At 67.0% G+C, this 16,790-nt stretch carries 16 protein-coding genes, 1 tRNA gene and 1 pseudogene; 8 read left to right on the top strand and 10 right to left on the bottom strand.

Translation table 11 applies throughout. The features are described 5' to 3' along the window. From KBZ07_RS06170 to KBZ07_RS06160, 3 genes are all read right to left on the bottom strand, one after another. A partial coding sequence (locus KBZ07_RS06170; protein ID WP_254930790.1) for a TolC family protein occupies positions 1-740 on the bottom strand: 740 nt, incomplete at its 3' end. 73 nt (positions 741-813) lie between these two features. Then, positions 814-1,815: a porphobilinogen synthase gene (gene hemB / locus KBZ07_RS06165; RefSeq protein ID WP_254930789.1), complete on the bottom strand. Its 1,002-nt coding sequence runs from the start codon at positions 1,813-1,815 to the stop codon at positions 814-816. 25 nt (positions 1,816-1,840) lie between these two features. Continuing rightward, the gene (locus tag KBZ07_RS06160; RefSeq protein WP_254930788.1) at positions 1,841-2,821 is read right to left on the bottom strand and encodes a DnaJ C-terminal domain-containing protein; all 981 of its coding nucleotides are present in this window, start codon (positions 2,819-2,821) and stop codon (positions 1,841-1,843) included. A gap of 188 nt (positions 2,822-3,009) precedes the next feature. Here KBZ07_RS06160 and KBZ07_RS06155 point away from each other — a divergent pair, with 188 nt between their 5' ends. From KBZ07_RS06155 to KBZ07_RS06145, 3 genes are read left to right on the top strand one after another with little or no spacing between them, the layout of a single operon-like run. After that, the gene (locus tag KBZ07_RS06155; RefSeq protein ID WP_254930787.1) at positions 3,010-3,450 is read left to right on the top strand and encodes a hypothetical protein; all 441 of its coding nucleotides are present in this window, start codon (positions 3,010-3,012) and stop codon (positions 3,448-3,450) included. A 34-nt stretch (positions 3,451-3,484) separates the two neighbouring features. Beyond that, a complete protein-coding gene (locus tag KBZ07_RS06150) occupies positions 3,485-4,120 on the top strand; it encodes a DUF938 domain-containing protein (RefSeq protein WP_254930786.1) in 636 nt (211 codons plus the stop codon). Further along, positions 4,117-4,476, top strand: a complete 360-nt coding sequence (locus tag KBZ07_RS06145; protein WP_254930785.1) for a SemiSWEET transporter — start codon at positions 4,117-4,119, stop codon at positions 4,474-4,476. Before KBZ07_RS06150 ends, KBZ07_RS06145 begins: the two co-directional genes overlap by 4 nt. A 33-nt stretch (positions 4,477-4,509) precedes the next feature. On the opposite strand, the gene KBZ07_RS06140 is transcribed toward KBZ07_RS06145, so the two are convergent. Continuing rightward, a complete protein-coding gene (locus KBZ07_RS06140) occupies positions 4,510-4,872 on the bottom strand; it encodes a hypothetical protein (protein WP_254930784.1) in 363 nt (120 codons plus the stop codon). Positions 4,873-5,025: 153 nt separating this feature from the next. On the opposite strand from KBZ07_RS06140, the gene KBZ07_RS06135 reads away from it, so the two are divergent. Beyond that, complete coding sequence (locus KBZ07_RS06135) at positions 5,026-5,871, top strand: oxidoreductase (RefSeq protein WP_254930783.1); 846 nt, start codon at positions 5,026-5,028, stop codon at positions 5,869-5,871. Between the two features lie 337 nt (positions 5,872-6,208). Beyond that, positions 6,209-7,386 (top strand): annotated as a pseudogene (locus KBZ07_RS06125) (class I SAM-dependent RNA methyltransferase). 4 nt (positions 7,387-7,390) lie between these two features. On the opposite strand, the gene KBZ07_RS06120 reads toward KBZ07_RS06125, so the two are convergent. Both KBZ07_RS06120 and KBZ07_RS06115 read right to left on the bottom strand, forming a co-directional pair. Then, positions 7,391-7,777 carry a phage holin family protein gene (locus tag KBZ07_RS06120; RefSeq protein WP_254930782.1) on the bottom strand — a complete coding sequence of 129 codons (387 nt, stop codon included), beginning with the start codon at positions 7,775-7,777 and terminating at the stop codon, positions 7,391-7,393. Further along, the gene (locus KBZ07_RS06115) at positions 7,774-8,196 is read right to left on the bottom strand and encodes a glycine zipper domain-containing protein (protein ID WP_254930781.1); all 423 of its coding nucleotides are present in this window, start codon (positions 8,194-8,196) and stop codon (positions 7,774-7,776) included. Before KBZ07_RS06115 ends, KBZ07_RS06120 begins: the two co-directional genes overlap by 4 nt. A gap of 99 nt (positions 8,197-8,295) precedes the next feature. On the opposite strand from KBZ07_RS06115, the gene smc reads away from it, so the two are divergent. Both smc and KBZ07_RS06105 read left to right on the top strand, forming a co-directional pair. Then, positions 8,296-11,931 carry a chromosome segregation protein SMC gene (gene smc / locus KBZ07_RS06110; RefSeq protein WP_254930780.1) on the top strand — a complete coding sequence of 1,212 codons (3,636 nt, stop codon included), beginning with the start codon at positions 8,296-8,298 and terminating at the stop codon, positions 11,929-11,931. A gap of 67 nt (positions 11,932-11,998) precedes the next feature. Next, a complete protein-coding gene (locus KBZ07_RS06105; protein ID WP_254930779.1) occupies positions 11,999-13,051 on the top strand; it encodes a PRC-barrel domain-containing protein in 1,053 nt (350 codons plus the stop codon). A gap of 27 nt (positions 13,052-13,078) precedes the next feature. Here KBZ07_RS06105 and msrB read toward each other — a convergent pair whose 3' ends face one another. The 3 genes from msrB to KBZ07_RS06090 form a co-directional block, all read right to left on the bottom strand. Next, a complete protein-coding gene (gene msrB / locus KBZ07_RS06100; RefSeq protein ID WP_254930778.1) occupies positions 13,079-13,531 on the bottom strand; it encodes a peptide-methionine (R)-S-oxide reductase MsrB in 453 nt (150 codons plus the stop codon). A 28-nt stretch (positions 13,532-13,559) separates the two neighbouring features. After that, positions 13,560-14,846 (bottom strand): glycosyl transferase, encoded by a 1,287-nt coding sequence (locus tag KBZ07_RS06095; protein ID WP_254930777.1) that lies wholly within the window; start codon positions 14,844-14,846, stop codon positions 13,560-13,562. A gap of 24 nt (positions 14,847-14,870) precedes the next feature. Next, a tRNA-Leu gene (locus tag KBZ07_RS06090) sits at positions 14,871-14,952 on the bottom strand. 135 nt (positions 14,953-15,087) lie between these two features. Between KBZ07_RS06090 and accC the strand changes: the two genes are divergently transcribed. Then, positions 15,088-16,446 carry an acetyl-CoA carboxylase biotin carboxylase subunit gene (gene accC / locus KBZ07_RS06085; protein ID WP_254930776.1) on the top strand — a complete coding sequence of 453 codons (1,359 nt, stop codon included), beginning with the start codon at positions 15,088-15,090 and terminating at the stop codon, positions 16,444-16,446. Here accC and KBZ07_RS06080 read toward each other — a convergent pair. Beyond that, positions 16,443-16,781, bottom strand: coding sequence for a YggT family protein (locus KBZ07_RS06080; protein ID WP_254930775.1), 339 nt, complete (start codon positions 16,779-16,781; stop codon positions 16,443-16,445). The two genes, accC and KBZ07_RS06080, sit on opposite strands and share 4 nt — an antisense overlap. Positions 16,782-16,790 lie beyond the last annotated feature (9 nt).

Here is a 16,790-nt window from a genome sequence, read left to right as displayed (position 1 = left end):
TGATCCAGAATCACCTGGTCGTTATCGACCACCACCTGGCGGATGCGCCGCAGCTGATCGGCGAGCTGCTGGCGGTAGTACGCCTCACTCACATCGAGCTGCAGCTGGCGCAGTCGATCGGCGTAACGCTGACGCGATACCTCCAGATCAGCCGTGACTTCCGCCAGGGCAGCACTGCGCTCGAAGCTCAGCAGCTCATAGACCAGGTATAGGCCGGCAAAGCCCGCTCCGATGTTGGTCTGATAGCTGTTCGTCCCGCCAGTGGGGACATAGAAGGGGGAGTTGGGCCCGTAACCGGAAACGTCTCCATTGCCTTTCCAGGCCTTGTTGCCGCCAGCCTCCTGGTTGTAGACAACGCCGAGATCAAGGCCAACGACCGGAGTGAAACGCCCTCGCACCGAGCGCAGCCAGCCCTGCTGCTCCTCCACCCCGGCGATCTGCTGCTGCAGCAGCGGATCGTTCTGCACAGCCAGGTCAATGGCCTGTTGCAGATCCACCTTCAGCCGGCGCGTGATGGCCACATCGGCGGGCTCCTGCGGCAGGGCGGCAGCGGTCGGCGCCGGCAGGGAGGGCAGCGGTGCCGCCGACCGGCCTGAATCGGCCGGCGGCAGCACCCGATCCAACCGCTCCAGATCGCGGTCATAGGCCTCGAAGCTGCGCAGCAAAGGCCTGAGCGCCTCAGGTGTCCCCTGAGCGAAGAGCGGCTGCGGCGAGAGCAGAAACAGGCCACAAGAACCCAAGGCGCCGCGGAGTAACTGCCTGGTGAACCACACTGCTCTCTTACCTCACACTGGCGGCATCATGCTGAGGGAATTAACCCTGCCTGAGCCACTGGGCCGCCTCGCAGGCGTGATAGGTGAGGATTAAATCGGCGCCGGCCCGTTTGAAGCAGAGCAGGGTTTCCAGCACCACCGCTCGCTCGTCGATCCAGCCCCTCTCTGCCGCCGCCTTGACCATGGCGTATTCACCGCTGACGTTGTATGCGGCAATGGGAAGCTCGGTTTCACCCCGCAGCCGGTAAATGATGTCGAGGTAGGCCAGGCCTGGCTTCACCATGATGATGTCAGCGCCCTCCTGTTCATCGAGCTGGGCCTCGGTGAGGGCTTCACGGCCATTGGCCGGATCCATCTGGTAGGTGGATTTATCGCCAGGGATGGGCTTGCCGGCGGCTGCCCTAGGAGCGGAATCCAGGGCTTCACGGAAGGGGCCGTAATAGGCGGAGGCGTATTTGGCGGTATAGCTGATGATGCCGATGTGCTCAAAACCCTCCTCATCGAGGGCCTCGCGGATGGCCCCAACCCGGCCGTCCATCATGTCGCTGGGGCCGATCAGGTCGGCACCGGCCCGGGCCTGGGCCACGGCCTGCTTGCAGAGCACCGCCACCGTCTCGTCATTGAGCACCACCCCCCCATCGCTGACGATGCCGTCGTGGCCATCGCAGGAATAGGGATCCAGGGCCACGTCGGTCATGATCGCCATGCCCGGATGCACCTCCTTGAGCCGGCGAATGGCTCGGGGGATCAGGCCATGCTCGTTGAAGCACTCGGCCCCGTCCTCCGTTTTGAGGCCATCGGCCACCTTGGGGAACAGCACCACGCAGCGGATGCCCAGCTCCCAGGCGCGGCCCACCTCCTCCACCAGCCCCTCCAGGCTCCAGCGCATGGCCCCTGGCATGGCCCCGATCGGCTCGTTGCTGGCGCCCTCATGCACAAAGAGCGGATAGATGAAGTCGGCGGCGCTGAGCTGGTGCTCCCGCACCATCGCCCGCAGGGCCGGGGTACGGCGCAGCCTGCGGGGGCGGTAGGTGAGCTCCATGGGGCCAATCTCTCTAGGGTGGATCCTAGAGACGGGCGGCCTGAATCCAACCCGCCCGGGGATCGGCACTGCGGGCGGCGCGCAGCTGCTCCAGCAACTGCCGTTCCTCGGCACTGAGCTGGCCTGGCAACTTGAGCACCGGGGTGAGCAACAGGTCGCCGCGGCCGTCCTTGAGCGGCCAACCCTTGCCCTTGAGCCGCAGGCTGCGACCCAGGGTCATGCCGGGGGGCACCTGGACGGAGGCCTCTCCGTCGGGGGTGGCCACCCGCACCTCGCCGCCGAGGGCCAGCTCATCGAGGCTGAGGGGCAGCTCAGCCCGCAGCTGGTCGCCGTCGAGCTTCCACACTGGATGCTCCTGGAGCTGCAGGTTGAGGTAGAGGTCGCCGCGGCGGCCGGTGCCGGGCTGCAGATTGCCCTTGCCCTTAAGCCGCAGCCGGCTGCCGTGCTTCACCCCCGGGGGGATGCGCACCTGCACCCGCTCGTCGTTGACGGCCAGGGTGCGCTCGGAGCCGCGGAAGGCGTCGGCAAAGGAGAGGCTGATGCTGGCCTCAGCATCGAGATTCACCGCAGGGGCGCGGCCCCCTCCAGGCATACCTCCAGGCATGCCGCCGGCAAAACCACCGGGGAAGCCCGAACTAAATCCGAAACCGCCCGGGGCACCGCCGGAGGCGGGCCCGCCAAAACGTCCCAGCAGGTCGTTGATGAAATCGTCGAAATTGCCGTAGCGGCCGAAGTCAACGTCCACCCCGCCCGTGCCAGAGCCGCCGCCGGCCTGGCTCCAGTACTGGCCAAACTGTTCGTAGCGGCGGCGCTTATCCGGGTCGGAGAGCACCTCGTAGGCCTCGCTCACCTCCTTGAACTTGGCCTCGGCACCCGCATCGTCTGGATTGACATCCGGGTGGTACTGGCGGGCCAACTTGCGAAAGGCCCGCTTGATGGCGTCCGCATCGGCGCTCCGCTCCACGCCCAGCACCTTGAAGTAGTCGCGGTAGCCATTTGCGCCCATCGACCTCCCTATCCACCGCTCCGACCATTGTTTCAGCCATGGGGCTGTTCAGCCGCCGCGCCGAAGGGCGGAAGGCCGAACGCCGGCGCCCCACAACTCCGCTGTGGTTTTGCGCACACGGCCCGGCCAGAGCCGGCCATCAGCCGTAGCCTCCGGGCCCTGACCCGCACCCCGCACCCCGCACCCCGATGCTCGAGTTCGGCTCCCTGCGTTCTGCCCTATTGATCGGCCTGAGCACGGTGCTGCTGGGCTTTACGGCCACCGCCAGTGCCGCCAAAGGAGCCAACGTTCCTGGCGCCTCAACCACCCCCAGCCTCGGCGAGCCTCTGGCCCCCTCCAGCCCAGAACAAAAGGCCCTCAGCGACCACCTGCGGGCCAAGGGGGCGATTTTCTATGGCGCCTGGTGGTGTCCAGCCTGCTTCCAGCAGAAAAATCTGTTTGGCAAAGAGGCCGGCAACACCCTTCCCTACGTGGAGTGCGACAAAACCGACCCAGGCCGGGCCCGCTGCCAGGCCGCCCAGATCCGCGCCTACCCCACCTGGGACCAGCCAGGCAAGGAGCGCCGCGAAGGGGTCCAGACCCTCCAAGAACTAAAGATCTGGAGCGGCTTCCCAGGAAGCACCCCCTAAAAAGCTGCCCTGCAGCCATCCCAACCGGAAGTGCGTGTTTCTCTCCCCAGCCTGCGAACGCAACAAGCAGCCGCTCCTGGCCCTGCTTCAAGCCTGGCTGCCCGAGCGGGCGCGGGTGCTTGAGATTGGCTCCGGCAGCGGCCAACACGCCGCCTATTTCGGCGCGAACATCCCAGCTTTGACCTGGCAAGCCAGCGAGCAACAGGAGGGGCTGGCAACCCTGCAGGGCCAACTGGCAGGCCTGGCCCGGCAGGAGCTGGCGCCAGCTGCCGACCTGCCCACGCCAATCCGCCTCGATGTGACCGCGGCCGGGCAGTGGCCTGGCGGCCGCTTCGACGCCGTATTCAGCGCCAACACCTGCCACATCATGCCGGCGGCAGCCCTGCCCCAGCTGCTGGCCGGAGTGCGCCAGGTGCTGGAGCCCGGTGGCCTGCTGCTGCTCTACGGCCCCTTTCACGACGGGGGGGTGCACACCGCGGCCAGCAACCTCAGCTTCGATGCCCATCTGCGCAACCTCGATCCCGCCATGGGGGTGCGGGATGCACTGGAGCTAAAGCAGCAAGCCCTAGCCGTGGGCCTGGAGCCCCTTGACGATGTGGCCATGCCAGCCAACAACCGCACCCTGATCTTCAGCGCTGGGCCCTGGCAATCCAGCAGGATGTTGCCATGAGCCAACAAACATCCGCCATTGAACTGCTGGGCTACGCGGCAGCTTCCCTGACCACCTTGAGCTTCATTCCCCAGGCAATGAGAACCCTCAGCAGTGGCGACACCCGGGGGATCTCCCTAAGCATGTATGCCTTTTTTACCAGTGGGATTGCCCTGTGGCTGGTTTATGGCATTTTCACGCGCAATGGCCCTCTGATCATTGCCAATGCGATCACGGTTGTGCTCTCGGGCCTGATTCTGCAGCGCAAGCTGGAGGATCACTTAGGCGAAAAGCGCAGCAACAGCAAAGCCGGGTCGCGTAAAGCCGGAAGAAAGCATAGAATTATCAGGTCGAGAACACGACCCGGTCAAGAATAAAACGGACCCATAATCCCGACTGATTAAACAGCCCTAGCCAACCAAGTAATCAGGAATTACGCTAAATAATATCGCCAATGCCAAGGCGGCAAAGCAATTCTCCAACCCCTGCAAGCCGCCGAACAGATTACTCAAATCATTGCCAGCCGAATTAGTAATCCTGTAGAGCCTAACACTGCTAAAGTACAACGAATAGCAGGAGTACATTGCCGCCAAGAAAGACGCCACTGCAAACATAATTTCCTGCCAGTTGGCAGAGGAGACATCCTGGAGGGCGCCCCCAGCCTTGACAACAACAAGCACGGCGATAGCGATGGCAGCAATTCTCTGCTTGGCCACAAGCTCCCTGAACTCAACATCCTGCTTTGGAGTGAATTCAAATTGAAATTTGGCCATTAATTCAGAATTCCCAGCGACCCCAAGCCTAGACCAGAGTTGATCAGGCTCTGATTGAAAAAGCGAGCGCCAAAGCCTGATCGAGTGCAAGTCTGCAGGGTTTGAAGGAGTTGACCGGGCCCTACGGTGAATTCTTGCCCCCAGCTTCCCGCAGTGCACCCGAATACAGCCCGCCCGCCCGTAGCCCTGGTCACCGGGGCCTCCTCCGGCATTGGCCTGGCGGCGGCGCAGGCCCTGCTCGAGCGCGGCTTCACGGTGGTTGGGGCGGCGCGGCGCCAGGAGCCGATGGCCCCCCTGGTGCCTGCCGGCCTGCAGCCACTGGCCCTCGATCTGGCCGAGCCCGCCAGCATTGCGGCAGCTGCGGAGCGCCTCGCCCAGGACCACCCCGACGGCATCGACCTGCTCGTAAATAATGCCGGCTATGGCGTCTACGGTTCGGTAGAGGAAACGCCACTGGCTGTGGCTCGCCGCCAGTTTGAGGTGAACCTATTCGGCCTGGCGGACCTCACCCAGCGCCTGCTGCCGGCTATGCGACAGCGCCGTTCGGGGCGAATCATCAACGTCTCCTCAATGGGTGGGCGCATCTATGCGCCGCTGGGGGCCTGGTATCACGCCTCCAAGCACGCCCTGGAGGGTTGGTCTGACTGCCTGCGGCTGGAGCTTGCCGATTTCGGCATTCAAGTGGTGGTGGTGCAACCCGGCATCATCCGCACCAACTTTGCCGAAACGATGCAGGAGCCCCTGCTGGAGCGCTCCGGCAACGGTCCCTACAGCCAACTCACCAAGATTTTGCTGGAGGGCTTTGCTGACATCTACGACGCCCGCCGCAGCTCCCCACCCAACCTGGTGGGCCGCACGATCGCAGCTGCGGCCTGTGCGGCCAATCCCCGCAGCCGTTACGTGGTGGGCTATCTGGCCCGGCCCCTGCTGCTGGTGCGCAACCTGCTCGGCGATCGCATCTACGACTCGCTCACGATGGCCAACTTCCGCCGGCGCTAACGCTGTGAAGCGGCGCTAATGCTGTGAAGGGCCCTTCCAGGCCCCATGGATCATTTGGGTGATAAGGCTGATCTCACCCCATCTCCCTTAAAGGGTCAGGCGGCCACGGGGGCGGTCTGACGGGAGAAACGAACGATGTTATTCGCTGTTACGGATTTGCTCTTACCGAGCAGGCTTCAGTCACCCTCCTCATACCCCGTCGAAACCATTGCAGCCCCGGGAAGGGGGAATGGAGCTGAGCGGAATCGAACCGCTGTCCGAAGAACCGGTGTGGATCACCTAGTCCGGCCGAAACCGGACTCCGTCATTGTGACAGCTTCAACCGCAGACCGCAGGGGTGGGCATCACCGACCAAGACACCAGCTCAATCAGCGGCGTGGCGGTGGTGCCACCGGGTCTTGAGGAAGCCGCAGCGGCCGAGCTCACGGCCCTGGGCTGTCAGGCCGGCCCACCCCTACGCCGGGCCGTGCGCTTCCAAACAAACCTGGCCGGCTACTACCGGCTGCACCTCCAGGCCCGCCTGCCCTTCCGGCTGCTGCGGGAGCTGGCCAGCTTTCCCTGCCACAGCCGCGACGAGCTCTACGCCGGTGTGCAGCGCGCCGTCGACTGGGGCCGCTGGCTACCTCCTGGTGCCAGCTTCCGGGTCGATGCCACCGGCAGCGCCCCCGGCCTCAACCACAGCCACTACAGCGCCCTGCAGGTCAAAAATGCCCTGGTAGATCTGCAGCGCCAGCAGTGGGGTGCCCGCTCCTCGGTCGACCTGGACGATCCCGACCTGGCCCTGCACCTGCACCTCGGTGGGGGTGCAGCCGCCCTGAGCATCGATGGCAGCGGCGCCAGCCTGCATAAGCGGGGCTACCGGGCTGCCATGGGCCTGGCCCCGCTCAAGGAAAACCTCGCCGCTGGCCTGATCGCCCTCACCGGCTGGATGGCTCGGTGCCCCGGGCAGATCCCCTTTGCGGCTCCGGCACCCTGCTGATCGAAGCCGCCTGCCTGGCCCTGGGCCGGGCGCCGGGGCTGGGGCGCCCCTTCGGCCTCGAGCGCTGGCCCGATTTCAACCCCCAGCTCTGGCAGCAGGAGCGCGAGGCCGCCGCGGCCCTGGCCCGGGAGACGCTCCCCTGCGGCAAGGCCCTGGCCCCAATCGTGGGCACGGAGCAGGACGCCGGGGTGCTGGAGCAGGCCCGCAGCAACGCCAAGGCAGCCGGGGTGGCCAAGGCCCTCGATCTGCGCCAGGGCGACTGCCGCGACTTTGAGCCGCCGCCGGGGCCAGGGATCCTGGTCTGCAACCCGCCCTACGGCGAGCGCCTCGGTGGGGGACTCGGTGGGGGCGAGGCCCTGGAATCCCTCTACACCGACCTAGGCCGCATGCTGAAGGAGCGCTGCAGCGGCTGGAGCCTGTGGCTGCTGAGCGGCAATCCGGAGCTGACTGGCGCCCTCAAAATGAAGGCCAGCCGCCGCATCCCGATCAGCAACGGCGGCATTGACTGCCGCTGGCTCCACTACGAGGTGCGCTAATCCTTTAGCGGCCCAGGATCGCCCTGGTGGTTTTGCTCAGACCAGCGGTGGTCTGGGGCAGGTAGGGCCCCTTGAGCAGCTGGCCGCCGACGCGCACAAACACCCCGGCCAGCACCAGGTCCAAAGCGGCCACCACCAGGGCGGCATGGATCCAGCTCAGCCCCTGGGCCGCGTGCAGCCATAGCAGCAGGGCCAGCTCGGCACCGATCAGGGCCAGCAGCAGCAGGGCCAGCCCGCCGCTGAGCAGCAGGGCACCGCTGATCAGGCGCCGCTTCTCCCGATCCACCTCCTGCAGGGCAATGCGTACGTGCAGGTCCATCACCGAGGTCAGCAGGGCGCCAACCCGGCCCGCCGCCACCCGGGCCACACCGGGTGAGCTCGAATCCGTCATGAGGAACGCCGGCCTGAGGCCAGCAGCAGGCCCAGCAACACCCCAACACCCGTGGCAATGCCGATCGCCAGCAGGGGACGCTCCCGCACCGGTTTCTCAATCCGAGGCCGCAGGCTGGAATTGAGCTCATCGAGCAAGCTCTCCAGCTGGGCTTCGATCGGTGCCAGGTTTTCGGCCAGGCGGCTGGTCTGGCCGCCGGCCACCTCCAGCAGCTCGAGCAGCTGTTCCTTGACCACCGTGGCCGTTCGACCGGATTGGCTGGCGATCACCTCCACCACCTCATCGAAGCTGCCCCGGGTGGCCTCAAGGGCCTGGCGGGCCACGGCCGGCCACTCCCGCTGAATGGAGGGGATCAGGGTCTCGAAACGATCGCGAAAGCCCTCGGGGCTGGCGCTGCGGGGAGGCGTTTCGGCGGTCATGGCGGAGGGGGAGGCAACTCAGCTCAACCCACAACCTAAGGAGGGGGTTGAGATTTCGAAACCCTCCGCTACATTTCTGCTGCTCGGCGCACGGGCCTGTTGGTTCACATCAATCAGGTCGGGCTCACCCACTTCAAGTCGTTCGGCGGATCAATCACGATTCCGCTGGAAGAGGGCTTCACTGTGGTGACCGGCCCCAACGGCTCTGGCAAGAGCAACATTCTCGACGCGGTGCTGTTCTGCCTGGGCCTGGCCAGCAGCCGCGGCATGCGGGCCGATCGCCTGCCAGACCTGATCAACAGCGCCATGCTGCGGGAGGGCAAGGCCGCCGAAACCTCGGTGAACGTGCGCTTTGACCTCAGCGAGTGGCAGCCCGACCCAGCCGAAGCGGGCCTGGAGCCCCCCGAGGAGGGACCCTGGATCAGATCCGACCAGACCGAGTGGACCGTGAGCCGGCGCCTGCGGGTGGCCCCCGGCGGCACCTACGCCAGCAGCTTCAGCGCCGACGGGGTGCCGTGCAACCTGCAGCAGCTACAGGGCCAGCTGCGGCGCCTGCGGGTGGATCCGGAGGGCAGCAATGTGGTGATGCAGGGCGACGTGACCCGCATCGTTTCGATGGGCGCCAAAGATCGACGCGGCATCATCGATGAGCTGGCCGGCGTCGCCCTCTTCGATTCCCGAATCGAGCAGAGTCGCGCCAAGCTCGACGAGGTGCAGGAGCGCCAGGAGCGCTGTGCAATCGTCCAGCAGGAACTGCTGGGCTCCCGCCAGAAACTCGAGCGCGACTGCGCCAAGGCCCGCACCTATCAAGACCTGCGCCAGCGCCACCACACGGGCCGACTGCGGGAACAGCTACTGGCTTTCGAGGCGGCCCGGGCCAACCAGGCCGCCCTCAGCCGGCGCCTCGAAGAGCTCACCGCCCAGCACCAGACAGACCGCGAGGCCATCGCCGCCGGCGAGCAGGCTCTTGGGGCCGCCGCCGCCGCCCTCGAGCAGCTGCAGGCGGAGGTCAAGGCCCTCGGCGAAGACCAGCTGATCGCCGTGCAGGCCGAACTTGCCGGCCTCGAAGCCAGTGGCCGCGAACTGGCCCGCCAGGGGGAAAAACACCAGCTCGAAGCCGAAGCGCTGCAACGCCAGCGGCAGGAACTGGCCCGCGGCCAGGGCGACCTGCGCCAGCAGCAGCAGGCCCTCGAGACCAGCTCCGATCTGGCCGAGCTGGAAGCCGCCGAGCAGGCCTGCCGCAGCGCTGAAGGCGCCGTGGAACTCTCCCGCCGCCGCCTGGGCGAAGTGGCGGGCCGCTCCGGCAGCTGGCTGGAGGAACAGAGGCAACGCAGCCTGGCCCGCCAGCAGCTGGCCGAGCAGATCGGGCCACTGGAGGCGGAGCGCCAACAGCTGCAGGAGCGGCTGCGCCAGCAGCAGGAGCGGCTGGCGGAGCTGGGGGCCGAGGAGCAGCAGGAGGGGATCAGCCAACAGGGCGTCCAGCAGCAGCTGGCGGCCACCGAAAGCGCCTGGCAGCAGGTGGGGGAGGCCACCAGGCTGAGGCAGCAACAGGTGCAGGAGCTGGCCGAGGCCCTGGCCCTGCAGCAGCGCACCCGCAGCCGCCTGGAGCAGGAACAGGCCACCCTGGAGCGGGAGATCGCCCGGCTCGACAGTCGCCGCGAAACCCTGCAGGAAAGCCGTGGCACCGGCGCCCTGCGGGTGCTGCTGGAGGCGGGCCTCGACGGCATCCACGGGCCCGTGGCCCAGCTCGCTGAGGTGGAGGAGCGCCATCGCTATGCGCTCGAGGTGGCGGCCGGCGGGCGCCTCGGCCAGGTGGTGGTCGACGACGACCGCATCGCCGCCCAGGCGATTGAGCTGCTCAAGCAACGCCGGGCCGGCCGGCTCACCTTCCTGCCGCTCAACAAAATTCGGGGCGGCTCCAGTTTCGGCGCCGGTGGCGGCTCCAGTGGCAGTGGCGGGGCAGCCCTGCAACGCGGTGGTGCGGCAGGGGGTGGGGCAGGTGGTGGTGGGCTGGTCGGCAGGGCCGTCGACCTGGTGCGTCATGAGCCGGTATACGCGGAGGTGTTCCGCTACGTCTTCGGTGACACCCTGGTGTTCGACAACCTGGCCAACGCCAGGCGCGAGTTGGGCCGCTGCCGGGCGGTGACCCTTGAGGGCGAACTGCTCGAGAAGAGCGGTGCCATGACCGGCGGCAGCCTGCAGCAGCGGGGCGGCCAACTCAGCTTCGGTCGGGCCCAGGATGGCGACGAGGCCGAACCCCATCGCCAAAGGTTGCTGGAGCTGGGCGAGAGCCTGCTGGCCTGCCGCCACAGGGAAGTCGACCTAGGCCAGCAGCTCGAGCGCCTGCGGCCCCAGCTGCTGGAGCACCAGCAGCGTCAGGCGGCCCTGGAGGCCGAGCGCAGCGCCGCCCAGCGCGCCCTGGCCCCCCAGCAGCAACGCCAGCAGCAGCTGGGCACCCGCCTGGGGCAACTGCAGGCCACCCTGCAGGCCGATCTGCAGCGCCAACAAGAGCTGGAGGGGCTCCTCAGCCCCCTCCAGGCCCAGCGCACGGCCCTCGAGGCGAGCGAAACCGCCGTGCAGGCCTCCGGCGACGCTGCCCGCTGGCAGGGGCTCCAGAGCGAGCTGGAGTCGGCCGACTCCGCCCTGGCCGCGGCCCGTAACCAGCGCGATGGCCTGCTGGCAGCCCGACGCGAGCGGGCCCTGGTGGCCGAGCGGTTGAGCAACCAGCTTCAAGCCCTGGCGACCGATGAACAGCGGCTGGTGGCGGCCGTCAATGCCCTGGTGGCAGACCGGGCCCACTGGAAGGAGCGGCAGCAGGCCGACCAGCAGCGGCGCAGCGCCCTGGAAAGCCAGCAGCAGAATCTGCAAACCCGCTTCGGCGAGCGGCGGCGCGCCCGCGATGCCGCCGAAGCCCAGCTCTCAGCCCAACGCCAGGCCCTGCAGCAGCAGCAGTGGGAGCTGCAACGCCTGGCTGAAGAGCTCGACTCCCTGGCCGAGCAGCTGCGCGGCGACCAACTGCGCCTCGAGCAACTGGAGCGGGAGTTACCCGATCCCCGGCCTGAGATCCCAACGGAGGTGCGCGAGGCGGGTCTGGAGGCGTTGCAGGAAGAACTGCGCAGCCTCCAGGCCCGCATGGAAGCCCTCGAACCGGTGAACATGCTGGCGCTCGAAGAGCTGGAGCAGCTGGAAATCCGGCTGGCCGAGCTGGAGGAGCGCCTCGAGGTGCTCAGCAAGGAACGCGAGGAGCTGCTGCTGCGCATCGAAACCGTGGCCACCCTGCGCCAGGAGGCTTTCCTGGAGGCGTTCACGGCGGTGGACGGCCACTTCCGCACGATCTTCGAGGGTCTCTCCGACGGCGAAGGTCACCTGCAGCTGGAAAATCCCGAATCCCCCCTGGATGGGGGCCTCACCCTGGTGGCCCATCCCAAGGGCAAGGCCGTGCGCCGCCTCAACTCGATGAGCGGCGGCGAGAAGTCACTGACGGCCCTGAGTTTCCTGTTTGCCCTACAGCGCTTTCGGCCCTCGCCCTTCTACGCCCTCGATGAGGTGGACAGCTTCCTTGACGGGGTCAACGTCGAACGGCTGGCAGCCCTGATCGCCAGCCAGGCCGACCAGGCCCAGTTCATGGTGGTGAGCCACCGGCGCCCGATGATCGCAGCTGCCACCCGCACCATCGGCGTCACCCAGGCCCGGGGAGCCCACACCCAGGTGGTGGGGTTACCGCCCGCGGCCTGACCGCCCTTACCCCAGCGAACCAGGTGGGCCACAATGGATCGACTGGGCCCCAGGTTCGACCCTTTCATTGACCTCCTCCATTCCCCCCTCCACCGATCTCGGAGCAGCCGCTGCCGCCCCGAGCGATCGCCTCTGGTTGCGCTCCGAGTTGATGGGCACCCAGGTGATCACCCGCGACACCGGCCGGCGGCTGGGGGTTGTCGGTGAGGTGGTGGTGGATGTCGACCGGCGCGAAGTGGTGGCGCTGGGCCTGCGCGACAACCCCCTGACCCGTTTCCTGCCGGGCCTGCCGCGCTGGATGCCCCTCGATCGGATCCGCCAGGTGGGCGATGTGATTCTGGTGGATTCGGCCGACTCCCTGGCCGAGGGCTTCAACCCCGATCGCTACGGCAAGGTGATCAACTGCCAGGTGATCACCGAGGCGGGCGCCCAGCTGGGCCGGGTGCTGGGCTTTAGCTTCGACATCGAAACCGGTGAGCTGGCCACCCTGGTGATCGGCGCCCTGGGGGTGCCGATCCTGGGCGAAGGGGTACTCAGCACCTGGGAACTCAGGGTTGAGGAGATTGTCAGCAGTGGTCCGGATCGGATCATTGTTTACGAGGGGGCCGAAGACAAGCTCAAGCAACTGGGCTCAGGCCTGCTGGAAAAGCTGGGCATTGGCGGGCCCAGCTGGGAACAGGAGGAGCGGGAGCGCTACCGCTCAGGCATGGTGCCGGTTGAAAACCAGTTGGCCGCAGGCCAGCCCGCGGTGCAGGAGCAGCGCCGCATCCAGCCAGCCACCAGCCGGGCCCTGGAAGCAGAGGCAGAACTCGACTACGTCGAGCTCGAGGAGCGGCGCCAGCAGGAACCCCTGCGTCAACGCCGGTACCTCGACGAAGACGAACCCCGCTACGACGAGAGGCCTTTCGAGCAACCCAGATTCGAAGAACCCAGATTCGAGGAGCCCAGATTCAAGGAATCCAGATTCGAAGAGTCCAGGTTCCCGGAGCGCCGCCCCGAGAACCCCCGCCGGCCCCTCCAGGCCGAGCCCCTGCCCCGGGCGCCCCAACGCCGCCCCGCCCCCACTCCCGCCCGAGAGCCGGTGGATGTGGAGGCCGAAGACCTGGCGGATCCCTGGTGAATCAGGGCTAATGAAGCAGGCCTGATTTCAGGGCTGCCGGAAGACCAGCGAGGCTGAATTGACGCAGTGGCGCTGCCCGGTCGGGGCAGGCCCATCGTTGAAAAGGTGGCCCAGGTGGGCGTCACAGTTGGCGCAGCGGATCTCCGTGCGCACCATGCCGTGGGAGCTGTCGGTGTGGGTGCTGATGGCGCCCGCGCTCACCCCGTCCCAGAAGCTGGGCCAACCAGTGCCGGATTCGAATTTGGTGGCACTGCTAAACAGCTCGGCGTCACAGCAGATGCAGTGGTACATCCCGCTGGCCTTGTGGTTCCAGTAGGCACCGCTGAAGGCCCGCTCGGTGCCGCCCTGACGGGCAATGCGAAATTGCTCCGGCGTGAGCTGCTGGCGCCACTGCTCCTCGCTGGTGCCCCGCGCCAGGCCGCTGTCCAGGCCGCAGGCAGAGGGGTCGGAGGGGATAGGGGTGCTGGCTGGGTCGGCCATGGGAGGGAACAAAACACTGGCGTAAACCTTAGGAACCCAGGCCCGGGGGCAGGAGCTCCAGAACCAGCTCCGCCAGGCTGGCCACCGCCCCCGGCTGGCCCCTCAAACCACGCAGATCAGCCCGCATCCCGGCGAGGCGCTCAGGGGCGCCAAGCCAATCGGCGGCCTCGGCCGCAATCGACTCGGGCGTGATCACCCCCACCCGCTCCGGCACTAGCAAGCGACCCGCAGCGATGTTTGGCGAAGCCAGGAAACCTCGGTGGCGCAGGCGCCAGGCCGTGAGCAGCAGGCCAAACCCCCAGCGCAGCAGCGGCAGCCGCGCCACCAGCCCGGCCACCCCATCCCAGGCCTGCATCACATGCAGGTGTTGGGTGGGCAGCAGCACCAGCATGGGCACCCCCAGGGCGGCCAACTCGGCCGTATTGGCGCCCACGGTGGTGAGGGCCAGGGCGCACTGGCTCAGGGCGCCGTGGGCAGGATTTTCACGCACCAGCTGGATCGGGGTGCCGGCCGGCGTCACCAGCAAATCCGGCTCCCGCAGCCGCGGCAGCCCCGATCGGTAGGAGCTGGCAATCGGATTGGCGGGACCCGCCTGGGCAAGCAGCTCATCGATGCTGGTGGTGGGGGCGAGCGGCAACAGGAAACGGCAGCCCGGGCGCAGCGCCGCCAGGCGATCGGCCGTCTCCAGCAAAAACGGCACTCCCACCCGCAACTTGGCCCGCTTGGAGCCCGGCAACAGGGCCAGCCACTCCCCTTGGGGCAACGGTGCCTCGCTGCGGGCCGACTCGGAGAGATCGGCCATCAGATCTCCCACCACCGTGCAGCGCTGCGCCCAACGGGGCGACAGCCGGGCTGCGGCCCTAGGCCCCATGGCCGCAATGCGATCGTTCCAGCGCGGCCAGCGCGCCACCCATTCGGCATAGGTGAGGTGTCGGTAGCCCAGACGCGCCGACAGCAGCACCGTCCAAAACTGATCCCCCCCCAGAAACACCACCACTCCGCGCTTTCCCCAGGGACCAAACCTCCCGGGGGAAAGCAGCAGCGACCAGAACTGGCGCGCCGGCACGATGCGCTCAAACAAGCCCCACCCCGCCGCAGCCAGGTGTTCGCGGCCCGTGCCATTGGGACAGGGCACCAGCACCAGCTGCAGGCTGCAGTCCGCCGCGGCGGCGATGGGGCGCAGGGGGATGCGGCGCTGCAGGCGCTGGGCCAGGGGCCTGACCCAGGTGGACAGCTCCCCAGGGCCGTTGCTGACCAGCACTATCGAGACCGGCGGCGGCGGGGTCACCCTGGGAACCCGCTTCGGTTCAGACAACGGCTGGCTGAAATGAAAAAGAAATGCGGATGACGAGACTTGAACTCGTAAGGCCGAAGCCACACGCCCCTCAAACGTGCGTGTCTACCAATTCCACCACATCCGCATCGATCTGGGATCACCGCAGGGTGCCCCAAGGGAGCAATATACCCATCGCTCTTCCCTCTAGCCCGTTGGTGCCGGCCGGCTTGGGAAGCACTGATACAGTCCGCCTTGGCCCATATCAGCTGAGTCGCCGCGGATGCCCATCGGCAAGTTGCTGATCGCCAACCGTGGCGAGATTGCCCTGCGAATCCTGCGCACCTGCCGGGAGCTGGGCATTCCGACGGTGGCCGTGTTCAGCACGGTGGATAAAAACGCCCTGCACGTGCAACTGGCCGACGAAGCGGTGTGCGTCGGGGAGGCGCCCAGCTCCAAGAGCTACCTCCATATTCCCAACATTCTGGCCGCGGCTACCTCCCGAGGGGCCGATGCCATCCACCCCGGCTACGGCTTTTTGGCGGAAAACGACCGCTTTGCCGAGATCTGCGCCGACCACGGCATCACCTTTGTGGGGCCATCCCCCGAGGCGATTCGTTCGATGGGAGACAAGTCGACCGCCAAGGCCACCATGCAGAGGGTGGGCGTACCCACCATCCCCGGCAGCGAAGGGCTGCTCGACAGCACTGCCGACGCCGCCCGCCTCGCCGATGGGATGGGCTACCCGGTGATGATCAAGGCCACCGCCGGCGGCGGGGGCAGGGGCATGCGGCTGGTGCCCGGCCCCGACCAGCTCGAAAGCCTGTTCAAGGCAGCCCAGGGGGAAGCGGAAGCCGCCTTCGGCAACCCCGGGCTCTACATGGAGAAATTCATCGACCGACCGAGGCACGTGGAAGTGCAGGTGCTGGCCGATCGCCACGGCAACGTGGTGCACCTAGGCGAAAGGGACTGCTCAATCCAGCGGCGCCACCAGAAGCTGCTGGAGGAGGCACCGAGCGTTGCCATCGATGCAAATCTGCGCCGCCAGATGGGTGAGGCCGCCGTGGCAGCGGCACGCACCATCAACTACGAGGGAGCGGGCACCGTGGAATTTCTGGTCGACCGCCACGGCAAGTTCTATTTCATGGAGATGAACACCCGGATCCAGGTAGAGCATCCGGTCACCGAAATGGTTACCGGCGTCGACCTGATCGCCGAGCAGCTGCGCATCGCCGGCGGCGAACCCATCTCGATTACTCAAGACCAAGTAAAGCTCTGCGGCCACGCCATCGAGGCGCGGATCAACGCCGAGGATCCCCGTCAGAATTTTCGGCCCGCTCCAGGCAAAATCACCGGCTGGCTGCCCCCCGGCGGCCCTGGGGTGCGGGTCGACAGCCATGTCTACACGGGCTACGAGATCCCGCCCTTCTACGACTCCCTAATCGGCAAGGTGATCGTGTGGGGCACCGACCGGCCCCATGCCCTGCGGCGCCTGCGCCGGGCCCTGTCGGAATGTGCTGTCACCGGGATCCCCACAACCATCGATTTCCACTTGCAGTTGCTGGATCGACCCGAGTTCCAGGCCGGCGATGTGCACACCAAGTTTGTCGAGCAAGACATGCTGCCCCAGGCGGGCGCCTAGGCGACTGCCCCAGCCCGCATCAGCACCTGGGTGATCAGCCCCTGCTGCCCCACCAACAACTCGCGCACCAGGCTGAGCAGGCCCACCCACACCACGGGGGTCACATCAACCCCCCCGATCGGTTGGATCAGTCGACGGGTGGGAGCCAACAGGGGCTCGGTGGGGCCGCCAATCAAACGCATCACCCCTCGGCTCAGATCCACTTGGGGGTACCAGGTGAGCACGATCCGAAACAGAAACAACAGGGTCCAGATCGCCAGCCCGAGCCCCAAAACCAGATGGGCCCCTGACGCCAAGGAGTGCCACGCCAGGTAAGACGAGGGCAGGGCCGTCACAAAGCTCTA

Source organism: Cyanobium sp. BA20m-14, from assembly GCF_024346295.1.
Note: the sequence above shows the minus strand (reverse complement) of the source record. Positions and strands in the feature narration are given on the sequence as shown.